The sequence below is a fragment of the Bacteroidota bacterium genome (assembly GCA_018698135.1).
In the GTDB taxonomy this organism is placed as follows: Bacteria; Bacteroidota; Bacteroidia; order CAILMK01; family JAAYUY01; genus JABINZ01.
Map to the genome: position 1 here is coordinate 21,439 of JABINZ010000139.1, position 22,073 is coordinate 43,511.

Genomic DNA, 22,073 nt, shown 5'->3' on the forward strand with positions numbered 1-22,073 from the left:
AATGAAGCAATATTTTCTGGCAATTATTTTTACTGTTTGTGCCATTTCAGTGATTTCAAACTCAGGAAATCAGTTTAATTACGAAGAATTTATCGAAAAAAATCAAACAGCCGATAAAGCTCAACTGCTTCTTGATTCATTGTCTTTAGAAGAGAAAATCGGACAATTGATCATGATTAATGCATATACTGATGAGAAAGAAAATGATGAAGAATTAGTCAAATTCATTAAGAACTACCATGTTGGGGGCGTTCTATTCTTCCAGGGATCACCTTATAAACAAGCAAAACTCACAAATAAACTCCAATCAATTTCCAACATCCCTCTTTTTATTGCCATGGATGCAGAATGGGGGATTAGTATGCGAATGGACAGCGTATTGAATTTCCCCAGGCAAATGACTCTTGGCGCTATTCAAAATAATGAATTAATATACCAGATGGGGAAAGAGGTGGCTTATCAATGCCAGCGAATAGGAGTTCATATTAATTTTGCACCAGTAATCGATATTAATATCAATCCTAAAAATCCAATCATACATCTTCGCTCGTTTGGAGAAAACAGAGAATTAGTTACGCAAAAAGGCTTAGCCTATATGAGGGGAATGCAAGACAATAATGTAATGGCTGTAGCCAAGCATTTCCCTGGTCATGGAGATACTGATGTTGATTCTCACAAGGATCTACCAGTTATTAGTAAATCTATTGAAGATTTAGAGCGAAACGAATTATACCCTTTTTATAAATTGGTAAAAGGTGGAGTAGAAGGTATCATGGTAGCCCATCTGTATGTTCCTGCTATCGATAAAAACAATAAATTACCAACTTCAATATCGGAAAATGCTATTAACAAACTTTTGGTTAATGACATCGGTTTTTCAGGTTTGATTTTTACTGATGCATTGAATATGAAGGGAGTTTCCCGTGATTTTAAATCAGGGATTAAGGAAGTTAAAGCCTTGCAGGCAGGAAACGATATTTTGCTTTTTCCTGAAGATATCGAAAAAGCAGTATCTGCAATCAAAAAATCAATTGCAAAAGGCCTTATATCTGAGGAATTAATAAATTACAAGGTTAAAAAAGTATTGATTTCAAAAATCAATCATGGTTTGTTTGCTGAGAAGAAAATTATCCTTGAAAACCTAACCTCAGATTTAAATAATTCCAGAACACGTTTATTGAAAAGACAACTAGCCGAAAAGGCAGTTACATTGGTGAAGAATGATAGCCTGACAATTCCATTCATTAATCTGGAAAATAGACATATAGCAGCTATAAACTTCGGAGGTGATTCGAACAATGATTTTCATGAGCACTTGCAGCTTTATACGCAAATTAACACATTTTCCTATCCCGCAAGTTGCAATTATGAATTACTCAATAAACTAGAACATATTGTAAATAAATACAATACACTTATAATAAGCATTCAAGATGTTGCAAAATACAATATCCGAAATTTCAACATTGATCCACGAGTGATTCATTTTATTAACTCTGTTGCTAAAGAAAAGAATGTTATCCTGGTTAATTTCGGGAGTCCTTATGCATTAAAATATTTTGATAAAGTTCAAACTATATTGCAAATAGGTGAGCAAGATATAGAATTTCAGCAAGTAGCTGCACAAGCTCTATTTGGAGGAATACCCATTACTGGCAAATTGCCGGTTACTGTAAACACAAGTATTCCATATGGAAGCGGAATATCAATTAAGAAAGCGATACGCCTAAAATATTCAACTCCTGATGAGCTTAATTTCTCGACTAAGTCAATTGCATTTATTGAAAAAATAATTGAAAATGCTATTAAAAATGAAGAAACTCCCGGATGTCAGCTACTCATCGCAAAAGGAGGAAAAGTATTTTATAGCAAGTCTTTTGGATTTCACACATATAAAAAGGAAGTAAAAGTTGAAAATTCTCACATATACGATGTAGCAAGTATAACCAAGATAGCTGCTACATTACTTCCAATAATGAAGCTGTATGAAAATAAGCAGATTGGCCTTAACGACACACTTGGAAAATATGTTAGCCGAAGTTCAAAACACAAATACGGACAAGCTACAATTCGTGAAATGCTATTACATGAAGCCGGATTTAAACCCTGGATAGCATTTTACAAAACAACAATAGATGAGAATAAAATGCAAATGCCCTATTATTATTCAAACGTATCGAATGATAGTTTTAGCATTCATGCAAATAAAAATCTCTTTGCAAATAAAGCAATTATTGATACTATTTGGGATATGATCTATAATACTGAAGTCAAGAAAAAGGGAGATTATGCCTATAGCGATCTTGATTTCATGTTCTTAAAACAGATCGTAGAAAGGGCTAGTGGTGAAGTTTTCCAAAGCCTATTAGCGAGAGATTATTATTTGCAATTGGGTATGTCTAGTACTGGTTTTAATCCCTCTACTTGGTTCAATATTCTGGATATTCCACCTACCGAAGTTGAGAATTATTTTAGGTTTGATACTGTTCAGGGGTTTGTACATGATCCTGCCGCAGCACTTTTAGGAGGAGTTGAAGGTCATGCCGGACTATTTATGAACGCCAACGACTTAGCTAAATTACTTCAAATGCTCATTAATGGTGGAGAGTACGGAGGACAAAAGTATTTCCATGCTTCCACAATAAACAAGTTTACAAATCGAAGTTCAAAAGTAAGCAGAAGAGCTCTTGGCTTTGACAAACCAGAAATGGACACATTCAAAAACTACAGCCCTACCAGTCGTAATGTGCCAGCCTCTGTTTTTGGACATACTGGTTTTACTGGCACTTGTGCATGGGCTGATCCAGAAAATGATATTATATATATTTTCTTATCCAATCGCACCTTTCCAACATCTGAAAATAAAAAACTCTGGCACAACAAAACCAGGGCAAAAATTCAAGAAGTAATTTATAATGAACTTTTAAAGTAGTTTTATATAGTCAATACTCCTAAGTTCATTTGAATTTAATATTTTAGCAAAAAACTACCATCAGTTATGGAATGCGTTGCTGAACCTGTAACTGATTCAGCAGTTCCATTAAAAGTACCTTTAATCACCTTGCCTGTTTTATTATGCTCGGTAATTACCAAGCTTCCATTTTCAATCATAAATGTTTCAGAGTTTGATACATATTGGATTCTTTTATCTCCGAATGAACTTGGGGTATATGAGCCGACATTTATTGAAGAAACAATTGATAAACCAAGAATACTATTGCTTGATTTAGTTGCGGATACCACAATTTGTCCCAATGATTCCATAGCATAAACTGATATAGGCTTCCATGATTGCCCATCAATTTTACATGTTATTGAATTATCTGTATTTGAAGGATTATAAACTTCCCCTTCAAAAGGGATGTCAGTAAAAACGCCATTGGTTACTTCAACCATATCAAATAGATTAATGCCTGTAAATGTGAACGTTCCGCTTACAAGTTTATTAGTTGCGTCAAGCTTTGTTACCTTAAGTGTTCCACCAGGAGATAGAGCATCGCTGGTTGTATATTGTCCTTGAGATCCATCTTCAACAGGCATATAAAATCCATCTCCTGAATACGCCCAATTTAAATTATACGAACCTATTTTATCGACTTTAGCTTCGACAATTATAGTTTGACCATTTTCAGCAACTCCTTTTATTGTAAGAAACTCACCTACATAATTTGCAGTTTTAGTTTTTGCTTCCCAAGCAACATCATCAATTTGAGCTGTCATTAAACCCTTTGATTCAGGCTCATTTGGTTCTTTATCACAGTTAACAATAAATAGTGGAAGAATGAAAAGAATAGGAAGAAGTTTAAAATAGTTCATAATTTGTATTTTGAGTTGGATACGAATATATTAAAAAGAATCAAATAAGAATGATGTATCTTGTTAAAAAAACTCTTTATTTGTTTTTACCGTATCGAATATTTTCACGACATTATTTCGAATTTTGCTGATCGAAATTATCAATAGACAACGTTTGACCAACAGGCCTATTTTTGCCCTCCAATGGTTTCAGCAAATCTCTAATCATTCATTTTAAGAAAGAAAAGACTTTCCGATTTATAGATGCAAAACACTTCAGCAAAAGCATTTCGTTATCAAAATTATGACAATCAAAAAAAACTATGACAAAAACTTAATCCTCTTCGTCAAAACTCAGATTAACTTTAACTCCCCATGCATTCGTTATCATCCTTATCCAATCAACCTCATTTTTGTTTAAGTCACCATCCGCCAACGCTAACTGAACTAGTTGAAGTAAAAATTTCTCTTTTTGTTCAAGAGTCAACCAATTATTTTTGTTTACAAGGTCAACATGCTTTCTGAACTCCACTTCTTTGGCAGTTAAATCCTTAATTTCTTCGTACCATAGCATAATTTCAGCCATTAAAATGGCAAAGTCACCATTGGTATATCGTTCTTTTCCAGCCCAATCGTTTACAAATTCAATCACCTTTCGGTGCTCGTCTTGCGTAAATTTGTTATCCGTCAGGTGGGCAAAACCGACAAAAATGTAACCAAAATAATGGAGGGGCTTTTTTTCTATAACCATACAATTAGATTTTTTTTAAATTGTAATTGATTAGATCAAAGTTATAAAAATTGTGAAAAGATGTTCATTTTTTGGTTATTAACTTACTCACAAAATAAAAAGCCTCTCCATTCCCATTATATAGGAAGGAGAGGCTTATATCTAAGAATGATTAATCGTCTACTTTTCCTCTTTCTCGTTTTTATCGTCTCCCTTCTTTTCTTTCTTTTCCTCGGTAATCTCTTTCTTCTCCTCAACTTTCTCTTCCTTCACCTCTTCTTCTTTCTTCTCTTCTTTCACCTCTTCGACTACTTCACTCTTAACTTCTTCAACATCAGATTTCTCTGGCGTATTTTCAACTTTTGCTTCTTCTTTTGGAGCTTCGTTTTCAGTTGAATCAGCTTTTTCTACTATTACTTCTTCAACATCATTTTCTGCAGCTACAGCAGTATCTGTTGCAGCAACTGTTGTTGCGGCAGCTTTAGAACCAGATCTTGAACGTCTTCTGGTTGATTTTTTCGTAACCTCTTTTACATATAGCTCATTAAAATCAACTAACTCAATAATACATGTTTCAGCATTATCACCCAACCGTGTACCCGTTTTTATTATTCGAGTATATCCACCTGGTCTTTCAGCGACTTTATCAGCTACTGTTGAAAACAATTCTGTAATTGCCTCCTTCTGCTTCAAATAACTGAATACTATACGCCTTGAATGCGTTGAATCAGTCTTTGACTTGGTAATAAGTGGTTCAATATACTTCCTCAACTCTTTAGCTTTTGTAACTGTAGTTGAGATTCGTTTATGCATAATAAGCGATGTTGCCATATTAGACAACATAGCCTTTCTGTGAGCTGATTTTCTACTTAAGTGTTTAAACTTCTTTCCGTGTCTCATTTCCTTACTCCTGATCTAATTTATAGCTTACTACATCCATTCCAAAGGTCAAACCTTTTTCTCTTACTAATTCTTCTATTTCAATGAGTGATTTCTTACCGAAATTTCTGAATTTCAACAAATCTCCAACATCATACTGAACCAATTCGCCTAATGTTTTGATTCCTGCAGCAGCTAAACAATTGTAAGCTCTAACAGAAAGATCCAAATCTGTCAAAGGTGTTTTCAGAAGTTTTCTCATTTGTAAGAACTTCTCATCTACTTTACGCTCTTCTTTTTTCAATTCTTCATCAAGCGTAATTTTCTCATCAGAAAATAGAACAAAATGCTGCATTAATACTTTTGCAGCTTCTTTCAGAGCATCTTCAGGATGAATAGAACCATCTGTTTTGATGTCGAAAGACAATTTCTCAAAATCTGTATTTTGTCCAACTCTATAATTTTCCACACTATATTGCACATGCTTAATAGGTGAGAAAATAGAATCGATAGTAATCATCCCAATAGGTGCATCAATTGGTTTGTTTTCTTCAATAGAAACATAACCTCTACCCCTTTTAACAGTGATTTCCATTTCAAGCTTCACACTTGGCTCCATGTTACAAATCACCATTTCGGGATTTAAAACTTTAAAGCTATTGGAAGCTTTACCGATATCTTCTGCAGTAAATTGCTTTTTGCCACTCAAAGAAACAAAAACACGCTCTTCTTGCTCATCAGTAATCGGCTTAAATCTAATTTGCTTCAGATTGAGAATAATATTTACGACATCTTCAACAACACCAGTAATGGTCGAAAACTCTTGCTCAACACCATTGATTTTTACATTGGTAATAGCAAAACCTTCCAGTGAAGAAAGAAGAACTCTTCTCAATCCGTTTCCAATAGTTACTCCATAACCTTTTTCCAAAGGATAAAATTCGAATAATCCGTGAAAATCGGATGCTTTTTGCATGACAACCTTGTCAGGTTTTTGAAATGGAATTAATCCCATAATTTTTTTTTATTAAATTATTGCTTAGAATAAAACTCGACAATTAAGTTTTCCCTGATGTTTTCAGGAATATCTCCTCTTTCAGGATAGCTAACAAATTTACCTGATTTGCTATCCAGATCCCACTCAAACCAGCTAACAGCATTTTTTCTTGCTGCTAAGGAGTCCTGAATACATTCCAGTGACTTTGACTTTTCGCGCACACCAACCACATCTCCAGGACGTAAACTAAAAGAAGCAATATTTACAACTTTATCATTTACAACTATATGCTTATGCAACACGAGTTGACGAGCACCAGCTCTGGTTGGAGAAATACCTAATCTAAATACTGCATTATCCAATCTTGCTTCAAGAAATTTCAACAGATTATCACCTGTTTTACCTTGTTTTCTTGCAGCTTTATCGAATAAGTTACGGAATTGTCTTTCGAGCAATCCATATGTATATTTTGCTTTTTGCTTTTCAGTAAGCTGAATACCGTATTCAGTAGTTTTTCCTCTACGTCTTCCAGTTGAAGCAGCTTTCTTTCCTAAAGACTTATCAGGTCCAAAAATTGGATCTTTAAATCTCCTTGCAATTTTTGACTTTGGGCCAATGTATCTTGCCATTTGTACTAATATTATTATTCGTTATTCGCTTAAAATTAGACTCTTCTTCGTTTTGGAGGACGACAACCATTGTGTGGAAGTGGTGTAACATCATGAATTTTGGTTACTTCAATTCCAGTATTGTTAATGGATCGTATGGCTGCATCTCTACCTGAACCTGGTCCTTTTACATAAACAGTTGCTTTACGAACTCCTAAATCAAAAGCTACTTTTGCACAGTCTTCAGCTGCTTTTTGAGCGGCATAAGGAGTGTTCTTTTTAGAACCCTTAAATCCCATTTTTCCAGCAGATGACCATGAAATTACCTGACCACTTGAATTCGTAATCGAAATAATCACATTATTGAATGTTGCTTTAACAAATGCAATCCCAATAGGCTCAATAACTACTTTACGCTTTTTAGTCGCTCTTACTCGTTTCTTTCCCATTTATCTATTATTTACCTACTTGTTTCTTATTGGCAACAGCACCTTTTTTACGTCCCTTACGTGTTCTTGCATTGGTATGAGTACGCTGCCCACGTGTTGGTAAACCTTTTCTATGACGAACGCCTCTGTAACATCCAATATCAATTAAACGCTTGATATTCATTTGAACTTCGGCTCTTAGTTCACCTTCGGTTTTATAATTTTCACTAATGATGTTACGAATAGCAACTTGTTGCTCGTCTGTCCATTCATCGACTCTGACTGAATGTTCAACATTTGCCTTATCCAGTATTTCGCGAGCAGTAGATAATCCAATACCATAAATATAAGTTAAACTTATATCTCCTCTTTTTTTTCCTGGAAGGTCAATACCTCTAATACGTGCCATATTCTATCCTTGTCTTTGTTTAAATCTTGGATTCTTTTTATTAATAACATACAGTCGGCCTTTGCGCCTCACAATCTTGCAATCCGCACTTCTCTTTTTGATTGATGCTCTGACTTTCATATTCTTACTTATATCTAAAAGTTATTCTTCCTTTTGTCAAATCATAGGGTGACATTTCTACCTTTACTTTATCTCCTGGTAAAATTCGGATATAATACATTCTCATTTTACCTGAAATATGAGTTAAAATCTCATGTCCATTCTCTAACCTTACTCGAAACATTGCATTAGGTAATGCTTCTGTTACCACTCCATCCTGAACTATTGTTGCTTGTTTTGCCATTTTATTCAGTCTAATTGGTTATAATCCACTGCTAGAACCCCCAGTTCTACCTTTAATTCGTCCAGACTTCATCAGTCCATCATAATGTCTCATAAGCAAATGACTTTCTATTTGCTGTAGTGTATCTAATATTACACCAACCATAATCAACAAAGATGTACCTCCAAAAAACTGGGCAAATTGCGAATTCACATTCATGATCATAGCAAAAGCAGGCATTATAGCTACCAATGCTAGGAAAATTGATCCTGGAAATGTAATTCGACTCATTATTGAATCTATATAATTTGCAGTTTTCTTTCCTGGTTTTATCCCGGGAATGAAACCACCATTTCTTTTTAAATCATCAGCAATTTGAACAGGATTAATGGTTACTGCCGTATAGAAATACGTAAACAATATAATCAAAATTGCAAATGTAAAATTATATCCAAAACTCGCATAGTTATTAAAGGAACCAGCTATTCCTGACCAAGAAGCTGAATTTGGGAAAAACTGAGCTACCGTTGGAGGAATGAACATTAATGCTTGTGCAAAAATAATTGGCATTACTCCAGCAGAGTTAACTTTAAGTGGTAAATACTGACGTACCCCTCCATATTGTCTGTTTCCAACAATTCGCTTGGCATATTGAACAGGAATTCTTCGTGTACCCTGAACTAACAATACAGTTCCTAAAATAACGAAAAGCAAAGCTACAATTTCAAGGAAGAAAATAATTAAACCTCCACCTGCTTCTCCTAAACGTGTATCAAATTCTGCGAATAAGGATTGTGGTAAACGAGCGATGATACCTATCATAATCAAAATAGAAATACCATTTCCAATTCCCTTATCCGTTATTTTTTCACCCAACCACATCACAAACATAGTTCCTGTGGTTAATAAGGTAATACTTGTAATAAAGAAAATCGTAGGGCTTAATGCATCCGGATTAGTTTGTGACACGATGGCCATGCCAGCCTGAACATTCAAATTTCTTAAAAACGCAACGGACTGAACAGCTGTTACCGCAATGGTAAGAACACGTGTAATCTGATTGATTTTCTTTCTTCCAGATTCCCCTTCTTTCTGCAGTTTTTGAAAATATGGAACTGCAATTCCTAAAAGTTGAATAACAATAGAGGCAGAAATATAAGGCATGATACCCAATGCGAATATGGATGCTCTTGAGAATGCGCCTCCTGCAAACATGTTAATCAGACCGAGAAGACCCTCGTTTGCCTGTTTTGAATATTCAGCTAATGCGTTAGGATCAATACCTGGTAGTACAATGTATGAACCTAAACGATAGATCATTATGAAACCTGCGGTAAATAGAAGACGTACTCTTAGGTCTTCAATTTTCCAAATGTTCTTGATTGTCTGAATTAACTTAAGCATCTATTATAGTTTTATGGTATTACCACCGTTTTTCTCGATAGCTTCAATGGCTGATTTGGAAAATGCATGCGCAGTTACTTCCAGTTTGGCTTTCAATTCCCCACGACCCAAAACTTTTACTAAATCTCTTTTTGAAATTAATCCATGCTCTATCAATACTTCAGGACTGAACTTTTCAATTTTATGAGTTTCACTCAATTTTTGAAGTACATCAAGATTAACCGGAGTATATTCTACCCTATTTGGATTTGTAAAACCAAATTTTGGTACTCTTCTCTGCAATGGCATTTGACCTCCCTCATGACCAACTTTTCTACTATATCCTGATCTTGACTGAGCTCCTTTATGACCACGTCCTGATGTTCCACCTTTTTTGGAACCTTCACCACGACCCAGTCGCTTACCTTGCTTATGTATTGAACCTTCTGCAGGTTTAAGATTACTAAGATCCATTGCTATTTCTTATATTCTGATTTAACCAAATGTTTCACCTTTTCAATCATTCCAAGAATCTGAGGAGTCTCTTTGTGAACAATTGAACTATTTATTTTACCCAATCCCAGTGCTTTAACTGTGTCCTTCTGTTTTTGAGGTCTTTTAATCAGGCTTCTAACTAATGTTATCTCTATTTCCTTCATGGGATTAACCATTATATACTTTATCAATGTCGATATTTCTCATTTTTGCTACTGTATAAGCGTCACGCATTTCCATCAGAGCCTTTACAGTTGCTTTTACCACATTATGTGGATTTGATGATCCTTTTGATTTTGCCAGTACATCAGATATACCTGCACTTTCAAGAACTGCACGCATAGCTCCTCCGGCAACTACTCCAGTACCAGGTGATGCAGGTTGCAAATAAACTCTAGCTCCACCGAACTTAGATTCTTGCTCATGAGGCACTGTTCCTTTAGAAACAGGCACTTGCAACAAGTTTTTCTTGGCATCATTTACACCCTTGGTAATAGCTTCTGTTACTTCTCTGGCTTTCCCTAAGCCATATCCAATAACACCTTCACCATTTCCAACAACAACAACTGCTGAAAAGCTAAAAGTTCTACCCCCTTTGGTTACTTTGGTTACCCTATTAATGCTAACAACGCGTTCGGATAATTCAATATCGCTTGTTTTAATTCTTTTTATATTTCGATCCATCAGTATATCTTTATCTATTAAAATTGCAGACCACCCTCGCGAACTCCTTCAGCAAAAGCTTTAATACGGCCATGATACAAGTATCCATTCCGGTCGAAAACTATCGAATCTATTTTTGCTTCCTTGGCTTTTTCCGCAAATTTTATCCCCATTAATTTGGCAACTTCTGTTTTTGTTTTGCCTTTCCTTTCTACATCTTTAGCTATAGATGAAATCGCAACAACTGTGGAACCATTAACATCGTCAATGAGTTGACCATAAATTTCATTATTGCTGCGAAAAACACTAAGCCTTGGTCTTTCCTGTGTACCCTTAATTTTTTTTCGGATACCCATTTTTATCTTTGACCTACGAAGACTTTTTTTATTCGTTGTACTCATTTTCTAAATATTTTAAGCAGCAGCTGTTTTACCTGCTTTTCTTCTAATTTCTTCACCTGTATACTTAATTCCCTTGCCTTTGTATGGCTCTGGTTTTCTAAGCGCTCTAATTTTTGCTGCAATCAATCCCAGTAATTCTTTATCACAACTTTCCAGTCTAATAACAGGACTTTTTCCTTTAACGGTTTCGGTCTCAACCTTAACTTCATCTGGAATAACAAAAATAACATCATGAGAAAACCCTAAGGATAATTCTAAGCGTTGCCCTTGATTGGAAACTTTATATCCTACACCAATTAATTCTTGCTGAATTTTAAATCCGTTAGAAACACCTTCAACCATATTACCAACAAGAGTTCTTGATAAACCGTGCATGGCTTTATGCCTTTTTTGCTCAGTTGGACGATCTACAAAGATTGTATTGTCTTCAATCTTCAGAATCATCTCTGTATCAATTTGTCTTTGCATTTCTCCTTTTGGTCCTTTTACAGAAACCAGATTCCCTTTTGTGATATCCACTTGCACCTTATCAGGAATTGCAATGGGCATTTTACCTATCCTTGACATAAAACAAATTTTTTAATAAACGTAACAAAGTACTTCTCCACCAACATTTGCCTTGCGAGCTTCCTTATCTGTCAAAATCCCTGTTGAAGTTGATATGACGGATATTCCCAAACCATTAATAATTCTAGGATGATCTTTTGCACCTGAATATTTTCTTAATCCGGGTGTACTAATACGTCCTAATTTTTTTATTGCAGGCAATCCTGTTGAAGGATCATACTTCAATGCAATTTTTATTGCACCCTGAACGCCTTTTTCTTCGTCAACTTTATAATTTAGTATGTAACCTTGTTCGAATAATATTCTGGTTATCTCTACTTTGACATTTGAACGAGGAACCTCTACAATCTTTTTCTTTGCTTTGATTGCATTCCTGATAATTGTCAAATAATCTCCAATGGTATCCATAATTCTCTCTTTTACCAGCTTGATTTTTTCACGCCAGGAATTAGTCCCTGATGAGCCATTTCTCTAAATAAGTTTCTGCAAATTCCAAATTGCCTGCTATATGCTCTTGGTCTACCTGAAATTTGACAACGGTTTCTTACTCTTACCGGTGATGCATTTTTTGGCAACTTGTCGAGTGCAGCATAATCACCCGCAGCTTTTAATTCTGCACGCTTTTGTGCATACTTTGCTACCAGCTCTCTTCTCTTCTTGTTACGAACGTTAACTGAAAGTTTTGACATGTTATTCCTGATTTTTATTTTTAAATGGTAAACCCAATTCAGATAATAATAAATGTGCTTCCTTATCCGTTTTAGCAGATGTCACCAAAGTGATATCCAAACCGTTAATTTTTGACACTTTATCGATATCGATTTCTGCGAAAATAATTTGCTCTAATATTCCAAATGAATAATTTCCACGTCCATCAAATCCTTTATCATTAATTCCTCTAAAGTCTCTAACACGAGGAAGTGAGACAGAAACAAGTCTCTCTAAAAACTCCCACATTCTATCACCTCTAAGTGTTACTTTAACACCAATTGGCATGCCTTCGCGGAGTTTAAAATTAGAAACTGATTTTCGTGCGTAGGTTGGAACCGCTTTTTGTCCAGCAATAAGCGTTAATTCATCAACAGCTTTGTCAACCAATCTTTTATCGGCAACTGCGCCATTTACACCCTGATTCAGTGAAATCTTTTGCAATTTTGGGATTTCCATTTTATTTGTATATCCCAATTTCTCGAAAAGTACGGGACTTACTTCCTCGATGTACTTTCTTTTATATTCCGGTACGTATTTCATTTGTCAATAACCTCCCCAGATTTTTTTGAATATCTGACTAATTTTTCCTTATCATTCAACTTACGTCCTATCCGAGTTGGTTCTGATGTCTTAGGATCAATCAGCATCAAATTAGACATATGAACGGATGCCTCTTTCTTAATAATACCACCATCGGGATTATCTTGTGTTGGCTTTGAATGTTTTGTAATAATATTAACACCTTCAACAATTGCCCGATCCTTTTCTTTTAAAAGACTAAGAATACGGCCAGATTTACCTTTACCATTTCCAGAGATAACCATAACTGTATCTCCTTTTTTGATTTTTAGTTTATAATTCGTATCAACTTTTTTCATCATTATACAACTTCAGGGGCTAATGAAACAATTTTCATGAATTGTCTTTCGCGCAATTCTCTTGCAACCGGACCAAAAATCCTAGTAGCGACAGGTTCTTTTGTCTCGCTAATTAGAACACAAGCATTGTCATCGAATCGGATATAAGTACCGTCTTTTCTTCTGACTTCTTTTCTGGTTCTTACAATAACAGCTGTTGATACAGCACCTTTTTTTACACTACTAGTAGGTATGGCTGATTTTACAGTTACTGTAATTAAATCGCCAACAGATGCATATCTTTTACCGGTACCACCAAGTACACTAATACAGAGTACTTCTTTTGCACCGCTATTATCTGCTACCTTTAATCTGGATTCTTTCTGTATCATTTTATTTAGCCTTTTCTAAGATTTTAACTAAACGCCACCTTTTACTTTTACTCAAAGGTCTTGTCTCCATAATTTGAACAGTATCGCCTTCCCCACATTCATTCTTCTCATCATGAGCCATGAACTTGGTAGATTTCTTAATGGTTTTACCATACATAGAGTGCTTGACTCTTCTTTCTACCAGGACAGATATGGATTTATCGGCTTTGCTACTTACAACGCGACCAATTACTTCCTTACGGCTATTTCTTTGAACTTTGTTTTCCATCTATCGAGATTATTTACTTAGTTGTCTCTTTCTGAGTTCTGTTTTAAGTTGCGCAATTAATTTTCTTGAAACCGTAATTCTCATTGGGTTATCAAGTGGAGAAACTGCATGAGAGATCTTCATTTTTGTATATCTCTCCTTCTCTTCAGAGACTAATTCTTTCAACTCTTTTGTAGTTAACTCTTGTATATCTGTATATTTCATTTTTGAGTTATTTATTAACCTACATAATCTTTTCTAACAACAAACTTGGTAAGCACCGGTAATTTTTGTGCACCCAGAGCCATCGCACTTTTTGCGAGATCAATATCGACACCATCAATTTCAAAAATTACTCTACCTGGCTTACAGATAGCTACCCAATATTCAGGAGCTCCTTTACCTTTACCCATTCTAACTTCAGCAGGCTTTTTGGTAATAGGCTTGTCTGGAAAAATACGAATCCATAATTTCCCTTCTCTCTTCATATGTCTGGTAATAGCTACACGTGCTGCTTCAATTTGATTGGCAGTAATGCGTGTTGGTTCCAGAACTTTTAAGGCAAATGTTCCAAATGCAATTTGAGAACCTCTGATTGCCATACCCTTAATTCTACCTTTCTGGACTTTCCTATATTTTGTTTTCCTTGGCTGTAACATTTTATTTTATTTAATATCCAAGTTTACTTTCTTCTTCTTTGTTGTGAATGCGAGGAGCGCTTTGGTCCTTTTTTAGGTTTGTCTGTACCAGCTCCGAAATTCAGAGATAAATCTCTTTTTCCATAAACATCGCCTTTGCAAATCCAAACTTTAACACCGATTGTACCATATATGGTATGGGACTCTACCAAAGCATAATCAATATCAGATCTAAATGTATGTAAAGGAATACGTCCTTCTTTGTATTGTTCGGTACGTGCCATTTCAGCACCACCTAAACGACCACTGCACTTAATTTTAACACCTTGTGCACCAATTCTCATGGTTGAAGCAATAGCCATTTTCATCGCTCTTCTGTAACTCATTCTGGCTTTAATTTGGCTGGCAATATTTTCTGCCACCAATTTTGCTTCCATCTCAGGTCTGCGAATCTCATAGATATTAATTTGAACATCTTTACCTGTAAGTTTCTTCAATTCCTCTTTAAGTTTATCCACTTCATTACCGCCTTTTCCAATAACCAAACCTGGTCTTGATGTGTGAACGGTAACAGTAATTCGCTTCAGTGTTCTTTCAATTACTACTCTTGCAATTCCACCTTTTGATAATCTGGCGTAAACATACTGCCTGATTTGATTATCTTCCATCAGTTTTACAGCATAGTCTTTTTCCGCATACCAGGTAGACTCCCATCCCCTGATATAACCTAAACGTAATGCTATCGGATTTACTTTTTGTCCCATATTAATTATTCTGCAGTGTTATCTTCAATTTTTTCTGTTTCAATTTTAGCTTCATGTGAACCTATAATCAGGGTCACATGATTTGATCTTTTCCTGATACGATGCGCTCTTCCTTGAGGTGCAGGTCTGATCCGTTTTAATTGACGAGCATTATCTACTGTAATTGACTTAACAAAAAGATTGCTCTCATCAATTTTAACTTCCTCGCTCTTCACCTGATAATTAGAAATTGCAGATAAAATTAATTTCTCCAATTTAAGACCATACGGTTTCTTCGGATGAAACTTCACAATATTTAATGCATCCTCTACACTTTTGCCTCTGATAATATCAGCAAGCAACCTCATCTTTCTTGGTGAGTAAGGGCAATTATTTAGTTTTGCTATTGCTTCCATTTACTTACTTTTTAACTGGGTGTCCTCGGAAATTTCTTGTTGGTGAAAATTCTCCTAATTTATGTCCCACCATATTTTCTGTAACATAAACAGGGATAAACTTACTTCCATTATGCACCGCAAACGTATGTCCTACAAAATCAGGGATAATCATTGATCGTCTTGACCAAGTCTTAATCACAGTTTTTTTACTGCCTTCGTTCATTTTCTGAACTTTCAGCTCTAATTTCCAAAACACGTATGGACCTTTCTTAATTGACCTAGCCATATCTTATTTTTTTCTTCTCTCTATGATAAGTTTATTCGATGGTTTAGTTCTGCTTCTGGTTTTTTTACCTTTAGCATACAAACCTTTTCTTGATCTTGGATGTCCACCGGAAGATTTACCTTCACCACCACCCATTGGGTGATCGACTGGATTCATAGCAACACCTCTTGTTCTAGGCCTGCGTCCCTGCCAGCGTGTTCTACCTGCTTTTCCTAATTTAACCAGATTGTGATCAGAATTAGAAACTACGCCAATTGTTGCACAACAAGTAACCAGAATATTACGAACCTCACCAGATGGCAATTTGATAGTAGCATATTTTCCTTCTCTCGCCACTAACTGTGCAAAAGTTCCGGCACTTCTAACAATTTCGCCTCCTTTAGCTGGATGTAACTCGATGTTATGAATATAAGTACCTAAAGGAATATCGCTTAATTTCAAGCAGTTACCAATTTCAGGTGCTACTTTTCCACTTATTACCTCTTGACCAATTTTAATACCTTGCGGAGTAAGCATGTATCTTTTCTCCCCATCTTTATATTTCAAAAGAGAAATAAAAGCAGAGCGGTTCGGATCATATTCAATGGACTCAACAATAGCAGGGATATTCAATTTATCTCTTTTAAAATCAATAATCCTGTAAAGTTTCTTATGACCACCACCTATGTATCTTACTGTCATTCGGCCCTGATTGTTTCTACCCCCTGATTTTTTCAGTGGTTTTGTCAGGCTTTTTTCTGGCTTATTGGTACTGATTTCAGCATATGCATTCAATACTGAAAATCGTTGACCTGGTGTAATCGGTTTTAATCTTTTTAATACCATGACTTTAGATATTACTATAGAAATCTATAATTTGTCCTTCTTTTAACGAAACGACAGCTTTCTTAAAGCTGTTTGTTCTACCATTAACGATATTACGTTTAGTGTATCTTGTTTTTGGCTTACCTAAATAAATCATTGTGTTTACTGATGTTACTTCAACACTATAAAGTTTTTCAACTTCATACTTGATTTGATCTTTGGATGCTTTTTTATCAACAATAAAACCGTATTTATTCTGACTTTCTCCTAAAGCAGAATATTTCTCCGTAATCAATGGCTTTTTAATTATATTCATCAGTCCTTTAATTCAGTAAGATTTTATTAATAACTTCAACCGCACTTTCCGTCAATACGATAGAATCGTTATTCAGAATCTCATATGTGTTAACATTTTCAGGAGGGCAGATGTAAGCATCGGGAACATTTCTGGCTGAAAGATATACATTGATATTCTCAATAGAAGTGATAACGAGACTCTTCTTATTATCAATTTTCAAATTATTCAAGAATAAAATGTACTCTTTTGTTTTAGGATCTTCGAAATTAAAATCCTCAACTACGATCACTTTCTTTTCTGCTAATTTGTATGAAAGGGCTGATTTACGAGCTAATTCTTTCACTTTTTTGTTCAGCTTAATATCATAGTTCCTCGGGCGTGGACCAAAAACTCGTCCCCCTCCACGAAAAATTGGATTCTTAATACTTCCAACTCGGGCAGCTCCAGTTCCTTTTTGCTTTCTCAATTTTTTGGTTGAACCTGTTATATCGGCTCTTTCTTTAGCTTTATGAGTTCCCTGACGCATGGAGGCCATTATCCGTTTTACATCCAGATATATAGCATGATCGTTTGGCTCAATACCAAAAACTTCTTTTGGAAGATCAATCTTCTTTGAAGTTTTTTCACCCTTTATATTATATACATCTACTTTCATAATACTATTTCTCAATAATTATGTATGAACCTTTTGATCCAGGAACAGCACCCTTTAAATAGATCAAATTATTATCGTGATCTAATTTGGCAATAATCAAGTTAAATACCTTGACTTTATCTCCACCCATTCGACCGGCCATTCTCATTCCTTTGAAAACTCGGGCGGGGTAAGATGCAGCACCAATTGAACCAGGTGCACGACCTCTGTTATGCTGACCGTGTGTTTGACCTCCAACTCCATGAAAACCATGACGTTTTACAACTCCCTGAAAACCTTTTCCTTTAGAAGTTCCTGTTACATCCACCCACTCGTCAACATTAAAAATTCCAATATCCAATGTATCACCTAATTTGAGGTTTTCAACACCTTCGTATCTTCTCAGGTTTTTAAATTCAGCAACAAAAACTTTTGGAGTTGTATTCGCATTTTTAAAATGCCCTGCCATTGGCTTGTTTGTGGACTTAAGTCTACGCTCACCATAACTTAACTGTACAGCATTATAGCCATCCTTGCCATCCTTGTTTTTCAATTGTGTTACAACACAAGGACCAGCTTGAATCACAGTGCAGGGAATATTATCCCCATTCTCATTAAAAATACTGGTCATTCCCAGTTTTTTCCCTATAATACCTACCATGATTATACTTTTATTTCTACATCAACACCACCTGGCAATTCCAGTTTCATTAGAGCATCAACAGTTTTAGCACTTGTGCTATAAATGTCAATCATTCTTTTATGTGAACAAAGTTCAAATTGCTCTCTTGCCTTCTTATTTACGTGAGGAGATTTTAATACCGTAAAAATCTTCTTCCTCGATGGTAAAGGAATCGGACCATTAACAACTGCACCAGTTGTTTTCACCGTTTTGACAATCTTTTCTGCTGACTTGTCAACCAGGCTATGGTCGTAAGAACGCAACTTTATTCTAATTTTTTGAGTGCCCATTCTATTAGTTATACTTTTAATGTCTCACCTTTAATTTTCGCTAATAACTTAGTCTCAATTGCGTCAGGAACTCTGTCGTAATGAGAAAATGTTACTGTTGAAAGACCTCGCCCTGAAGTTAATGTCCTCAGAGTGGTCACATATCCAAACATTTCTGACAATGGAACTTTGGCTTTAACAATTTGAGAATTTCCTCTCATGTCTGCACCTTCCATTTGTCCACGTCTTCTATTCAAATCACCAATTACATCCCCAAGATAATCCTCAGGTGTAACGACTTCCACATTCATAAATGGCTCCATCAAGACCGGGTTAGCCTTTTTTGCGGCTTCTCTGAATCCTAATTTTGCAGCTGTTTCGAAAGAAAGTGAATCAGAATCAACAGCATGATAACTACCATCAAAAACCCGAACTTTAACACCTTCTAAAGGATAGCCAGCAATAACACCATTTGTCAACGCTATATTGAATCCTTTTTCAACTGCTGGAATAAATTCTCTAGGAATAGATCCTCCAACAATTTCATTAACAAACTGAACTCCTTTCACTCCTTCTTCTGCTGGAATTAATTCAAACTCTATTTCAGCAAATTTTCCTCTACCACCAGTTTGTTTCTTATATACTTCTTTATATGTAACTGAAGTCGTAATAGCTTCTTTATATGAAACCTCCGGTGCTCCTTGGTTACAATCTACTTTAAATTCTCTTTTTAAACGATCTACAATTATTTCCAGATGTAATTCACCCATACCTGAAATAACTGTTTGACCTGTATCAATAGCCGTTCGTACTGTAAATGTTGGATCTTCTTCTGCTAATTTGCTTAAAGCAATGCTGAGTTTATCCATATCTGCCTGTGTACGAGGCTCTACGGCAATACCAATAACTGGATCTGGAAAATCCATGGATTCTAAAAGAATTGGACTTTTTAATGCGGTTAAGGTATCTCCGGTTTTAATATCCCTGAATCCAACACCAGCACCAATATCTCCTGCCTTAATCGATTCAATAGGGTTTTGTTTATTCGCATGCATCTGATATATTCTGGACATGCGTTCTTTCTTGCTTGTTCGAATATTCAATACAGCTTCGCCTCCGTTCAATGTTCCACTATAGACTCTGAAATAAGCTAATTTACCTACAAAAGGATCCGTCACAATTTTAAAAACAAGCGCACTGAATGGCTCTTTAGGATCTGAATTTCTGAATTCCTCTTCGTCTGTATCAGGATTAATCCCACAGATGGGTGGTAAATCTACCGGGGAGGGTAAATATTTAATAATTGAATCCAATAAAGGCTGAATTCCTTTATTTTTAAATGCAGAACCACAAAAAACAGGAGTAATGTTCATGGTAACAGCAGCATTGCGAATACCATTTTCAATTTCTTCTTCTGTTATTGTATCAGGATCTGTTAAATATTTTTCGAGTAAAAGGTCGTCATTATCAGAAATTGCTTCTAATAACTTATCTCGCCATTCACTTGTTATTTCGATCATATCTTCAGGAATGTCCTGAACTTCGAATGACATACCAAAATCTTCATCATTCCAAATTAATGCTTTTTGTTTGATCAGGTCAATACTTCCTACAAACTCGTTTTCAGCACCAATTGGTATGTGAATTGGAACAGGATTCGCTCCTAACTTATTCTTCAGCTGGTCAACAACTGAAAAGAAATCGGCACCTGCCCTATCCATTTTATTTACAAATGCGATTCGGGGAACATTGTACTTATTTGCTTGTTTCCATACTGTTTCTGATTGGGGCTCTACACCACCTACAGCACAGAAAAGCGCAACTGCACCATCCAAAACTCGTAGTGAACGTTCTACTTCAACAGTAAAATCAACGTGTCCTGGAGTATCTATTATATTTATAGCATAAGCATTATCCTTATACTTCCAAAAAATCTTTGTGGTAGCTGAAGTAATGGTGATTCCTCTTTCCTGCTCCTGAACCATCCAGTCCATGGTAGCAGCACCTTCGTGTACTTCACCTAGTTTGTAATTCACACCGGCATAATACAATATCCGCTCAGTAGTCGTAGTTTTACCAGCATCAATGTGTGCCATGATACCGATGTTACGATTAAAGACAAGACTTGTATTTTCTGCTTTTGCCATTGCCATTTAGAATCTAAAGTGTGAAAATGCTTTGTTTGCTTCTGCCATACGATGTGTATCTTCTTTCTTTTTAACGGCAGCTCCTTCATTGTTATATGCGGCCAGAATTTCAGCAGCTAATTTGTCAGCCATTGATTTCCCACCTCTTTTGCGTGCATAAGTATACATCCATTTCATACCTAATGAAGCACGTCTTCCTTCTTTTACCTCTGTAGGAATTTGGAAAGTGGCACCTCCAATACGTCTACTTTTAACCTCTACAGCAGGCATAATATTGTTCAGGGCAATTTTCCAAATTTCGAGTTCTTCCTTCTCTTTATTCTTCACTTTCACGATATCCAACGCATCGTAAATAACTTTAAATGCGACTGCTTTTTTACCGTCAAACATCATGTTATTTACAAACTTTGTCAGCAGAACATCACCATATCTTGGATCTGGCTTTATTTCGTGTTTCTTTGGACGCCCTTTTCTCATTTGCTATTCGATTTATAAATTATTTTTTAGGTTTCTTAGTCCCATATTTTGAACGGGATTGTGTTCTGCCATCTACTCCTAATGTATCTAGCGCACCACGAATAATGTGATACCTAACACCAGGAAGGTCTTTTACTCTACCACCTCTGATCAATACAATGGAGTGTTCTTGCAAATTGTGACCTTCTCCGGGAATGTAAACATTCACCTCTTTACCATTCGTTAATCTTACTCTGGCAACCTTTCTCATTGCAGAATTCGGCTTTTTAGGTGTAGAGGTGTACACTCTTGTACATACACCACGCTTTTGAGGGCATGAATCCAGTGCAGGAGACTTGCTTTTCTTAACAATTTGCTTCCTTCCTTTTCTTACTAATTGTTGTATAGTTGGCATAGACCTATAATTATTTCAATTTTTAAAGGACTGCAAAGGTATAACTCTTTTCTCTATTAATAGAAAAGTACCTTCAATAAATTTTAAAATTTTTTACGCTTTTGGAGCAGGTCCTCCGAAATTAAGAGGAATACCTTCAAAACCATCTTCATTCTTGATTTTTCCGTGAAGGGACTCAAACTTATTTACGTTTTCCTGCAAAGCGCCAAGTAATCTTTTAGCATGTTGTGGCGATAACACGATCCGAGACTTTACTTTAGCTTTAGGGATACCTGGCATAATTCGGATAAAATCGATAACAAACTCTTGATTAGAGTGCGTTATGATCGCCAAATTCGAGTATATCCCTTCCGCTATTTCTTCCGGCAATTCAATGTTCAGTTGATTTTGCTGTGGTTTATTTTCATCCATGATAAAAC

Annotated in this window: 36 protein-coding genes; 1 reads left to right on the plus strand and 35 read right to left on the minus strand. The window is 35.7% G+C overall.

Features of this window, described 5'->3' with window-relative positions; translation table 11 throughout:
- Nucleotide 1: 1 nt before the first annotated feature.
- Nucleotides 2-2,932: a serine hydrolase gene (locus tag HOG71_09180; protein MBT5991017.1), complete on the plus strand. Its 2,931-nt coding sequence runs from the start codon at nt 2-4 to the stop codon at nt 2,930-2,932.
- 35 nt (nt 2,933-2,967) lie between these two features.
- Here the strand turns inward: HOG71_09180 and HOG71_09185 are convergent, their stop codons facing one another.
- The 35 genes from HOG71_09185 to HOG71_09355 all read right to left on the minus strand — a co-directional run bounded on the left by HOG71_09185 (nt 2,968) and on the right by HOG71_09355 (nt 22,065).
- A complete protein-coding gene (locus HOG71_09185; GenBank protein MBT5991018.1) occupies nt 2,968-3,816 on the minus strand; it encodes a hypothetical protein in 849 nt (282 codons plus the stop codon).
- 313 nt (nt 3,817-4,129) lie between these two features.
- Nucleotides 4,130-4,546, minus strand: a complete 417-nt coding sequence (locus HOG71_09190) for a hypothetical protein (GenBank protein ID MBT5991019.1) — start codon at nt 4,544-4,546, stop codon at nt 4,130-4,132.
- 159 nt (nt 4,547-4,705) lie between these two features.
- Nucleotides 4,706-5,425: a 50S ribosomal protein L17 gene (gene rplQ, locus HOG71_09195; protein ID MBT5991020.1), complete on the minus strand. Its 720-nt coding sequence runs from the start codon at nt 5,423-5,425 to the stop codon at nt 4,706-4,708.
- 4 nt (nt 5,426-5,429) lie between these two features.
- Complete coding sequence (locus HOG71_09200) at nt 5,430-6,419, minus strand: DNA-directed RNA polymerase subunit alpha (GenBank protein MBT5991021.1); 990 nt, start codon at nt 6,417-6,419, stop codon at nt 5,430-5,432.
- Between the two features lie 17 nt (nt 6,420-6,436).
- Complete coding sequence (rpsD, locus tag HOG71_09205) at nt 6,437-7,030, minus strand: 30S ribosomal protein S4 (GenBank protein MBT5991022.1); 594 nt, start codon at nt 7,028-7,030, stop codon at nt 6,437-6,439.
- A 35-nt stretch (nt 7,031-7,065) separates the two neighbouring features.
- On the minus strand, nt 7,066-7,458 hold the full coding sequence (gene rpsK, locus HOG71_09210; protein MBT5991023.1) for a 30S ribosomal protein S11: 393 nt from the start codon (nt 7,456-7,458) through the stop codon (nt 7,066-7,068).
- A 7-nt stretch (nt 7,459-7,465) separates the two neighbouring features.
- Nucleotides 7,466-7,846 carry a 30S ribosomal protein S13 gene (gene rpsM / locus HOG71_09215; GenBank protein MBT5991024.1) on the minus strand — a complete coding sequence of 127 codons (381 nt, stop codon included), beginning with the start codon at nt 7,844-7,846 and terminating at the stop codon, nt 7,466-7,468.
- Nucleotides 7,847-7,849: 3 nt separating this feature from the next.
- Complete coding sequence (gene rpmJ / locus HOG71_09220; protein MBT5991025.1) at nt 7,850-7,966, minus strand: 50S ribosomal protein L36; 117 nt, start codon at nt 7,964-7,966, stop codon at nt 7,850-7,852.
- A 4-nt stretch (nt 7,967-7,970) separates the two neighbouring features.
- Nucleotides 7,971-8,189 carry a translation initiation factor IF-1 gene (infA, locus tag HOG71_09225; protein ID MBT5991026.1) on the minus strand — a complete coding sequence of 73 codons (219 nt, stop codon included), beginning with the start codon at nt 8,187-8,189 and terminating at the stop codon, nt 7,971-7,973.
- 18 nt (nt 8,190-8,207) lie between these two features.
- Nucleotides 8,208-9,572 carry a preprotein translocase subunit SecY gene (secY, locus tag HOG71_09230; protein MBT5991027.1) on the minus strand — a complete coding sequence of 455 codons (1,365 nt, stop codon included), beginning with the start codon at nt 9,570-9,572 and terminating at the stop codon, nt 8,208-8,210.
- Nucleotides 9,573-9,575: 3 nt separating this feature from the next.
- Nucleotides 9,576-10,025 carry a 50S ribosomal protein L15 gene (gene rplO / locus HOG71_09235; protein MBT5991028.1) on the minus strand — a complete coding sequence of 150 codons (450 nt, stop codon included), beginning with the start codon at nt 10,023-10,025 and terminating at the stop codon, nt 9,576-9,578.
- A gap of 2 nt (nt 10,026-10,027) precedes the next feature.
- The gene (gene rpmD / locus HOG71_09240; GenBank protein MBT5991029.1) at nt 10,028-10,222 is read right to left on the minus strand and encodes a 50S ribosomal protein L30; all 195 of its coding nucleotides are present in this window, start codon (nt 10,220-10,222) and stop codon (nt 10,028-10,030) included.
- Nucleotides 10,215-10,733, minus strand: a complete 519-nt coding sequence (rpsE, locus tag HOG71_09245) for a 30S ribosomal protein S5 (protein ID MBT5991030.1) — start codon at nt 10,731-10,733, stop codon at nt 10,215-10,217. Before rpsE ends, rpmD begins: the two co-directional genes overlap by 8 nt.
- A 14-nt stretch (nt 10,734-10,747) precedes the next feature.
- Nucleotides 10,748-11,110, minus strand: a complete 363-nt coding sequence (locus tag HOG71_09250; GenBank protein ID MBT5991031.1) for a 50S ribosomal protein L18 — start codon at nt 11,108-11,110, stop codon at nt 10,748-10,750.
- 12 nt (nt 11,111-11,122) lie between these two features.
- The gene (gene rplF, locus HOG71_09255; GenBank protein MBT5991032.1) at nt 11,123-11,677 is read right to left on the minus strand and encodes a 50S ribosomal protein L6; all 555 of its coding nucleotides are present in this window, start codon (nt 11,675-11,677) and stop codon (nt 11,123-11,125) included.
- Nucleotides 11,678-11,689: 12 nt separating this feature from the next.
- Nucleotides 11,690-12,088: a 30S ribosomal protein S8 gene (gene rpsH / locus HOG71_09260; GenBank protein MBT5991033.1), complete on the minus strand. Its 399-nt coding sequence runs from the start codon at nt 12,086-12,088 to the stop codon at nt 11,690-11,692.
- Between the two features lie 8 nt (nt 12,089-12,096).
- Nucleotides 12,097-12,366 carry a 30S ribosomal protein S14 gene (gene rpsN, locus HOG71_09265; protein ID MBT5991034.1) on the minus strand — a complete coding sequence of 90 codons (270 nt, stop codon included), beginning with the start codon at nt 12,364-12,366 and terminating at the stop codon, nt 12,097-12,099.
- 1 nt (nt 12,367) lies between these two features.
- Entirely contained in the window at nt 12,368-12,928 is a 561-nt protein-coding gene (gene rplE / locus HOG71_09270) for a 50S ribosomal protein L5 (GenBank protein ID MBT5991035.1), read from the minus strand.
- The gene (gene rplX, locus HOG71_09275) at nt 12,925-13,269 is read right to left on the minus strand and encodes a 50S ribosomal protein L24 (GenBank protein MBT5991036.1); all 345 of its coding nucleotides are present in this window, start codon (nt 13,267-13,269) and stop codon (nt 12,925-12,927) included. The genes rplE and rplX overlap by 4 nt, the downstream gene beginning before the upstream one ends.
- Nucleotides 13,269-13,637, minus strand: coding sequence for a 50S ribosomal protein L14 (gene rplN, locus HOG71_09280; protein ID MBT5991037.1), 369 nt, complete (start codon nt 13,635-13,637; stop codon nt 13,269-13,271). The genes rplX and rplN overlap by 1 nt, the downstream gene beginning before the upstream one ends.
- A 1-nt stretch (nt 13,638) precedes the next feature.
- Complete coding sequence (gene rpsQ, locus HOG71_09285; protein ID MBT5991038.1) at nt 13,639-13,905, minus strand: 30S ribosomal protein S17; 267 nt, start codon at nt 13,903-13,905, stop codon at nt 13,639-13,641.
- Between the two features lie 9 nt (nt 13,906-13,914).
- Nucleotides 13,915-14,109, minus strand: a complete 195-nt coding sequence (gene rpmC, locus HOG71_09290; GenBank protein ID MBT5991039.1) for a 50S ribosomal protein L29 — start codon at nt 14,107-14,109, stop codon at nt 13,915-13,917.
- 14 nt (nt 14,110-14,123) lie between these two features.
- Complete coding sequence (gene rplP, locus HOG71_09295; protein ID MBT5991040.1) at nt 14,124-14,543, minus strand: 50S ribosomal protein L16; 420 nt, start codon at nt 14,541-14,543, stop codon at nt 14,124-14,126.
- A 23-nt stretch (nt 14,544-14,566) separates the two neighbouring features.
- Nucleotides 14,567-15,286 (minus strand): 30S ribosomal protein S3, encoded by a 720-nt coding sequence (gene rpsC / locus HOG71_09300; GenBank protein ID MBT5991041.1) that lies wholly within the window; start codon nt 15,284-15,286, stop codon nt 14,567-14,569.
- Nucleotides 15,287-15,291: 5 nt separating this feature from the next.
- Entirely contained in the window at nt 15,292-15,681 is a 390-nt protein-coding gene (gene rplV / locus HOG71_09305; GenBank protein MBT5991042.1) for a 50S ribosomal protein L22, read from the minus strand.
- 4 nt (nt 15,682-15,685) lie between these two features.
- Nucleotides 15,686-15,949: a 30S ribosomal protein S19 gene (gene rpsS / locus HOG71_09310; GenBank protein MBT5991043.1), complete on the minus strand. Its 264-nt coding sequence runs from the start codon at nt 15,947-15,949 to the stop codon at nt 15,686-15,688.
- 3 nt (nt 15,950-15,952) lie between these two features.
- On the minus strand, nt 15,953-16,774 hold the full coding sequence (gene rplB / locus HOG71_09315; GenBank protein ID MBT5991044.1) for a 50S ribosomal protein L2: 822 nt from the start codon (nt 16,772-16,774) through the stop codon (nt 15,953-15,955).
- 4 nt (nt 16,775-16,778) lie between these two features.
- Complete coding sequence (gene rplW, locus HOG71_09320; protein ID MBT5991045.1) at nt 16,779-17,069, minus strand: 50S ribosomal protein L23; 291 nt, start codon at nt 17,067-17,069, stop codon at nt 16,779-16,781.
- A 7-nt stretch (nt 17,070-17,076) separates the two neighbouring features.
- The gene (gene rplD / locus HOG71_09325; protein MBT5991046.1) at nt 17,077-17,706 is read right to left on the minus strand and encodes a 50S ribosomal protein L4; all 630 of its coding nucleotides are present in this window, start codon (nt 17,704-17,706) and stop codon (nt 17,077-17,079) included.
- A 4-nt stretch (nt 17,707-17,710) separates the two neighbouring features.
- On the minus strand, nt 17,711-18,346 hold the full coding sequence (gene rplC, locus HOG71_09330) for a 50S ribosomal protein L3 (protein ID MBT5991047.1): 636 nt from the start codon (nt 18,344-18,346) through the stop codon (nt 17,711-17,713).
- A 2-nt stretch (nt 18,347-18,348) separates the two neighbouring features.
- On the minus strand, nt 18,349-18,657 hold the full coding sequence (gene rpsJ / locus HOG71_09335) for a 30S ribosomal protein S10 (protein ID MBT5991048.1): 309 nt from the start codon (nt 18,655-18,657) through the stop codon (nt 18,349-18,351).
- Nucleotides 18,658-18,665: 8 nt separating this feature from the next.
- A complete protein-coding gene (gene fusA / locus HOG71_09340) occupies nt 18,666-20,783 on the minus strand; it encodes an elongation factor G (GenBank protein MBT5991049.1) in 2,118 nt (705 codons plus the stop codon).
- 6 nt (nt 20,784-20,789) lie between these two features.
- Nucleotides 20,790-21,260, minus strand: coding sequence for a 30S ribosomal protein S7 (gene rpsG / locus HOG71_09345; GenBank protein ID MBT5991050.1), 471 nt, complete (start codon nt 21,258-21,260; stop codon nt 20,790-20,792).
- A gap of 19 nt (nt 21,261-21,279) precedes the next feature.
- A complete protein-coding gene (locus tag HOG71_09350) occupies nt 21,280-21,654 on the minus strand; it encodes a 30S ribosomal protein S12 (protein MBT5991051.1) in 375 nt (124 codons plus the stop codon).
- Between the two features lie 93 nt (nt 21,655-21,747).
- Complete coding sequence (locus tag HOG71_09355) at nt 21,748-22,065, minus strand: DUF3467 domain-containing protein (GenBank protein ID MBT5991052.1); 318 nt, start codon at nt 22,063-22,065, stop codon at nt 21,748-21,750.
- Nucleotides 22,066-22,073 lie beyond the last annotated feature (8 nt).

Coding starts and splice junctions, on each gene's coding strand:
- HOG71_09180 (MBT5991017.1), top strand. CDS start 2: ATGAAGCAATATTTTCTGGCAATTATTTTTACTGTTTGTGCCATTTCA.
- HOG71_09185 (MBT5991018.1), bottom strand. CDS start 3,816: ATGAACTATTTTAAACTTCTTCCTATTCTTTTCATTCTTCCACTATTT.
- HOG71_09190 (MBT5991019.1), bottom strand. CDS start 4,546: ATGGTTATAGAAAAAAAGCCCCTCCATTATTTTGGTTACATTTTTGTC.
- rplQ (MBT5991020.1), bottom strand. CDS start 5,425: ATGAGACACGGAAAGAAGTTTAAACACTTAAGTAGAAAATCAGCTCAC.
- HOG71_09200 (MBT5991021.1), bottom strand. CDS start 6,419: ATGGGATTAATTCCATTTCAAAAACCTGACAAGGTTGTCATGCAAAAA.
- rpsD (MBT5991022.1), bottom strand. CDS start 7,030: ATGGCAAGATACATTGGCCCAAAGTCAAAAATTGCAAGGAGATTTAAA.
- rpsK (MBT5991023.1), bottom strand. CDS start 7,458: ATGGGAAAGAAACGAGTAAGAGCGACTAAAAAGCGTAAAGTAGTTATT.
- rpsM (MBT5991024.1), bottom strand. CDS start 7,846: ATGGCACGTATTAGAGGTATTGACCTTCCAGGAAAAAAAAGAGGAGAT.
- rpmJ (MBT5991025.1), bottom strand. CDS start 7,966: ATGAAAGTCAGAGCATCAATCAAAAAGAGAAGTGCGGATTGCAAGATT.
- infA (MBT5991026.1), bottom strand. CDS start 8,189: ATGGCAAAACAAGCAACAATAGTTCAGGATGGAGTGGTAACAGAAGCA.
- secY (MBT5991027.1), bottom strand. CDS start 9,572: ATGCTTAAGTTAATTCAGACAATCAAGAACATTTGGAAAATTGAAGAC.
- rplO (MBT5991028.1), bottom strand. CDS start 10,025: ATGGATCTTAGTAATCTTAAACCTGCAGAAGGTTCAATACATAAGCAA.
- rpmD (MBT5991029.1), bottom strand. CDS start 10,222: ATGGTTAATCCCATGAAGGAAATAGAGATAACATTAGTTAGAAGCCTG.
- HOG71_09250 (MBT5991031.1), bottom strand. CDS start 11,110: ATGAGTACAACGAATAAAAAAAGTCTTCGTAGGTCAAAGATAAAAATG.
- rplF (MBT5991032.1), bottom strand. CDS start 11,677: ATGTCAAGGATAGGTAAAATGCCCATTGCAATTCCTGATAAGGTGCAA.
- rpsN (MBT5991034.1), bottom strand. CDS start 12,366: ATGTCAAAACTTTCAGTTAACGTTCGTAACAAGAAGAGAAGAGAGCTG.
- rplE (MBT5991035.1), bottom strand. CDS start 12,928: ATGAAATACGTACCGGAATATAAAAGAAAGTACATCGAGGAAGTAAGT.
- rplX (MBT5991036.1), bottom strand. CDS start 13,269: ATGATGAAAAAAGTTGATACGAATTATAAACTAAAAATCAAAAAAGGA.
- rplN (MBT5991037.1), bottom strand. CDS start 13,637: ATGATACAGAAAGAATCCAGATTAAAGGTAGCAGATAATAGCGGTGCA.
- rpsQ (MBT5991038.1), bottom strand. CDS start 13,905: ATGGAAAACAAAGTTCAAAGAAATAGCCGTAAGGAAGTAATTGGTCGC.
- rpmC (MBT5991039.1), bottom strand. CDS start 14,109: ATGAAATATACAGATATACAAGAGTTAACTACAAAAGAGTTGAAAGAA.
- rplP (MBT5991040.1), bottom strand. CDS start 14,543: ATGTTACAGCCAAGGAAAACAAAATATAGGAAAGTCCAGAAAGGTAGA.
- rpsC (MBT5991041.1), bottom strand. CDS start 15,286: ATGGGACAAAAAGTAAATCCGATAGCATTACGTTTAGGTTATATCAGG.
- rplV (MBT5991042.1), bottom strand. CDS start 15,681: ATGGAAGCAATAGCAAAACTAAATAATTGCCCTTACTCACCAAGAAAG.
- rpsS (MBT5991043.1), bottom strand. CDS start 15,949: ATGGCTAGGTCAATTAAGAAAGGTCCATACGTGTTTTGGAAATTAGAG.
- rplB (MBT5991044.1), bottom strand. CDS start 16,774: ATGGTATTAAAAAGATTAAAACCGATTACACCAGGTCAACGATTTTCA.
- rplW (MBT5991045.1), bottom strand. CDS start 17,069: ATGAATATAATTAAAAAGCCATTGATTACGGAGAAATATTCTGCTTTA.
- rplD (MBT5991046.1), bottom strand. CDS start 17,706: ATGAAAGTAGATGTATATAATATAAAGGGTGAAAAAACTTCAAAGAAG.
- rplC (MBT5991047.1), bottom strand. CDS start 18,346: ATGGTAGGTATTATAGGGAAAAAACTGGGAATGACCAGTATTTTTAAT.
- rpsJ (MBT5991048.1), bottom strand. CDS start 18,657: ATGGGCACTCAAAAAATTAGAATAAAGTTGCGTTCTTACGACCATAGC.
- fusA (MBT5991049.1), bottom strand. CDS start 20,783: ATGGCAAAAGCAGAAAATACAAGTCTTGTCTTTAATCGTAACATCGGT.
- rpsG (MBT5991050.1), bottom strand. CDS start 21,260: ATGAGAAAAGGGCGTCCAAAGAAACACGAAATAAAGCCAGATCCAAGA.
- HOG71_09350 (MBT5991051.1), bottom strand. CDS start 21,654: ATGCCAACTATACAACAATTAGTAAGAAAAGGAAGGAAGCAAATTGTT.
- HOG71_09355 (MBT5991052.1), bottom strand. CDS start 22,065: ATGGATGAAAATAAACCACAGCAAAATCAACTGAACATTGAATTGCCG.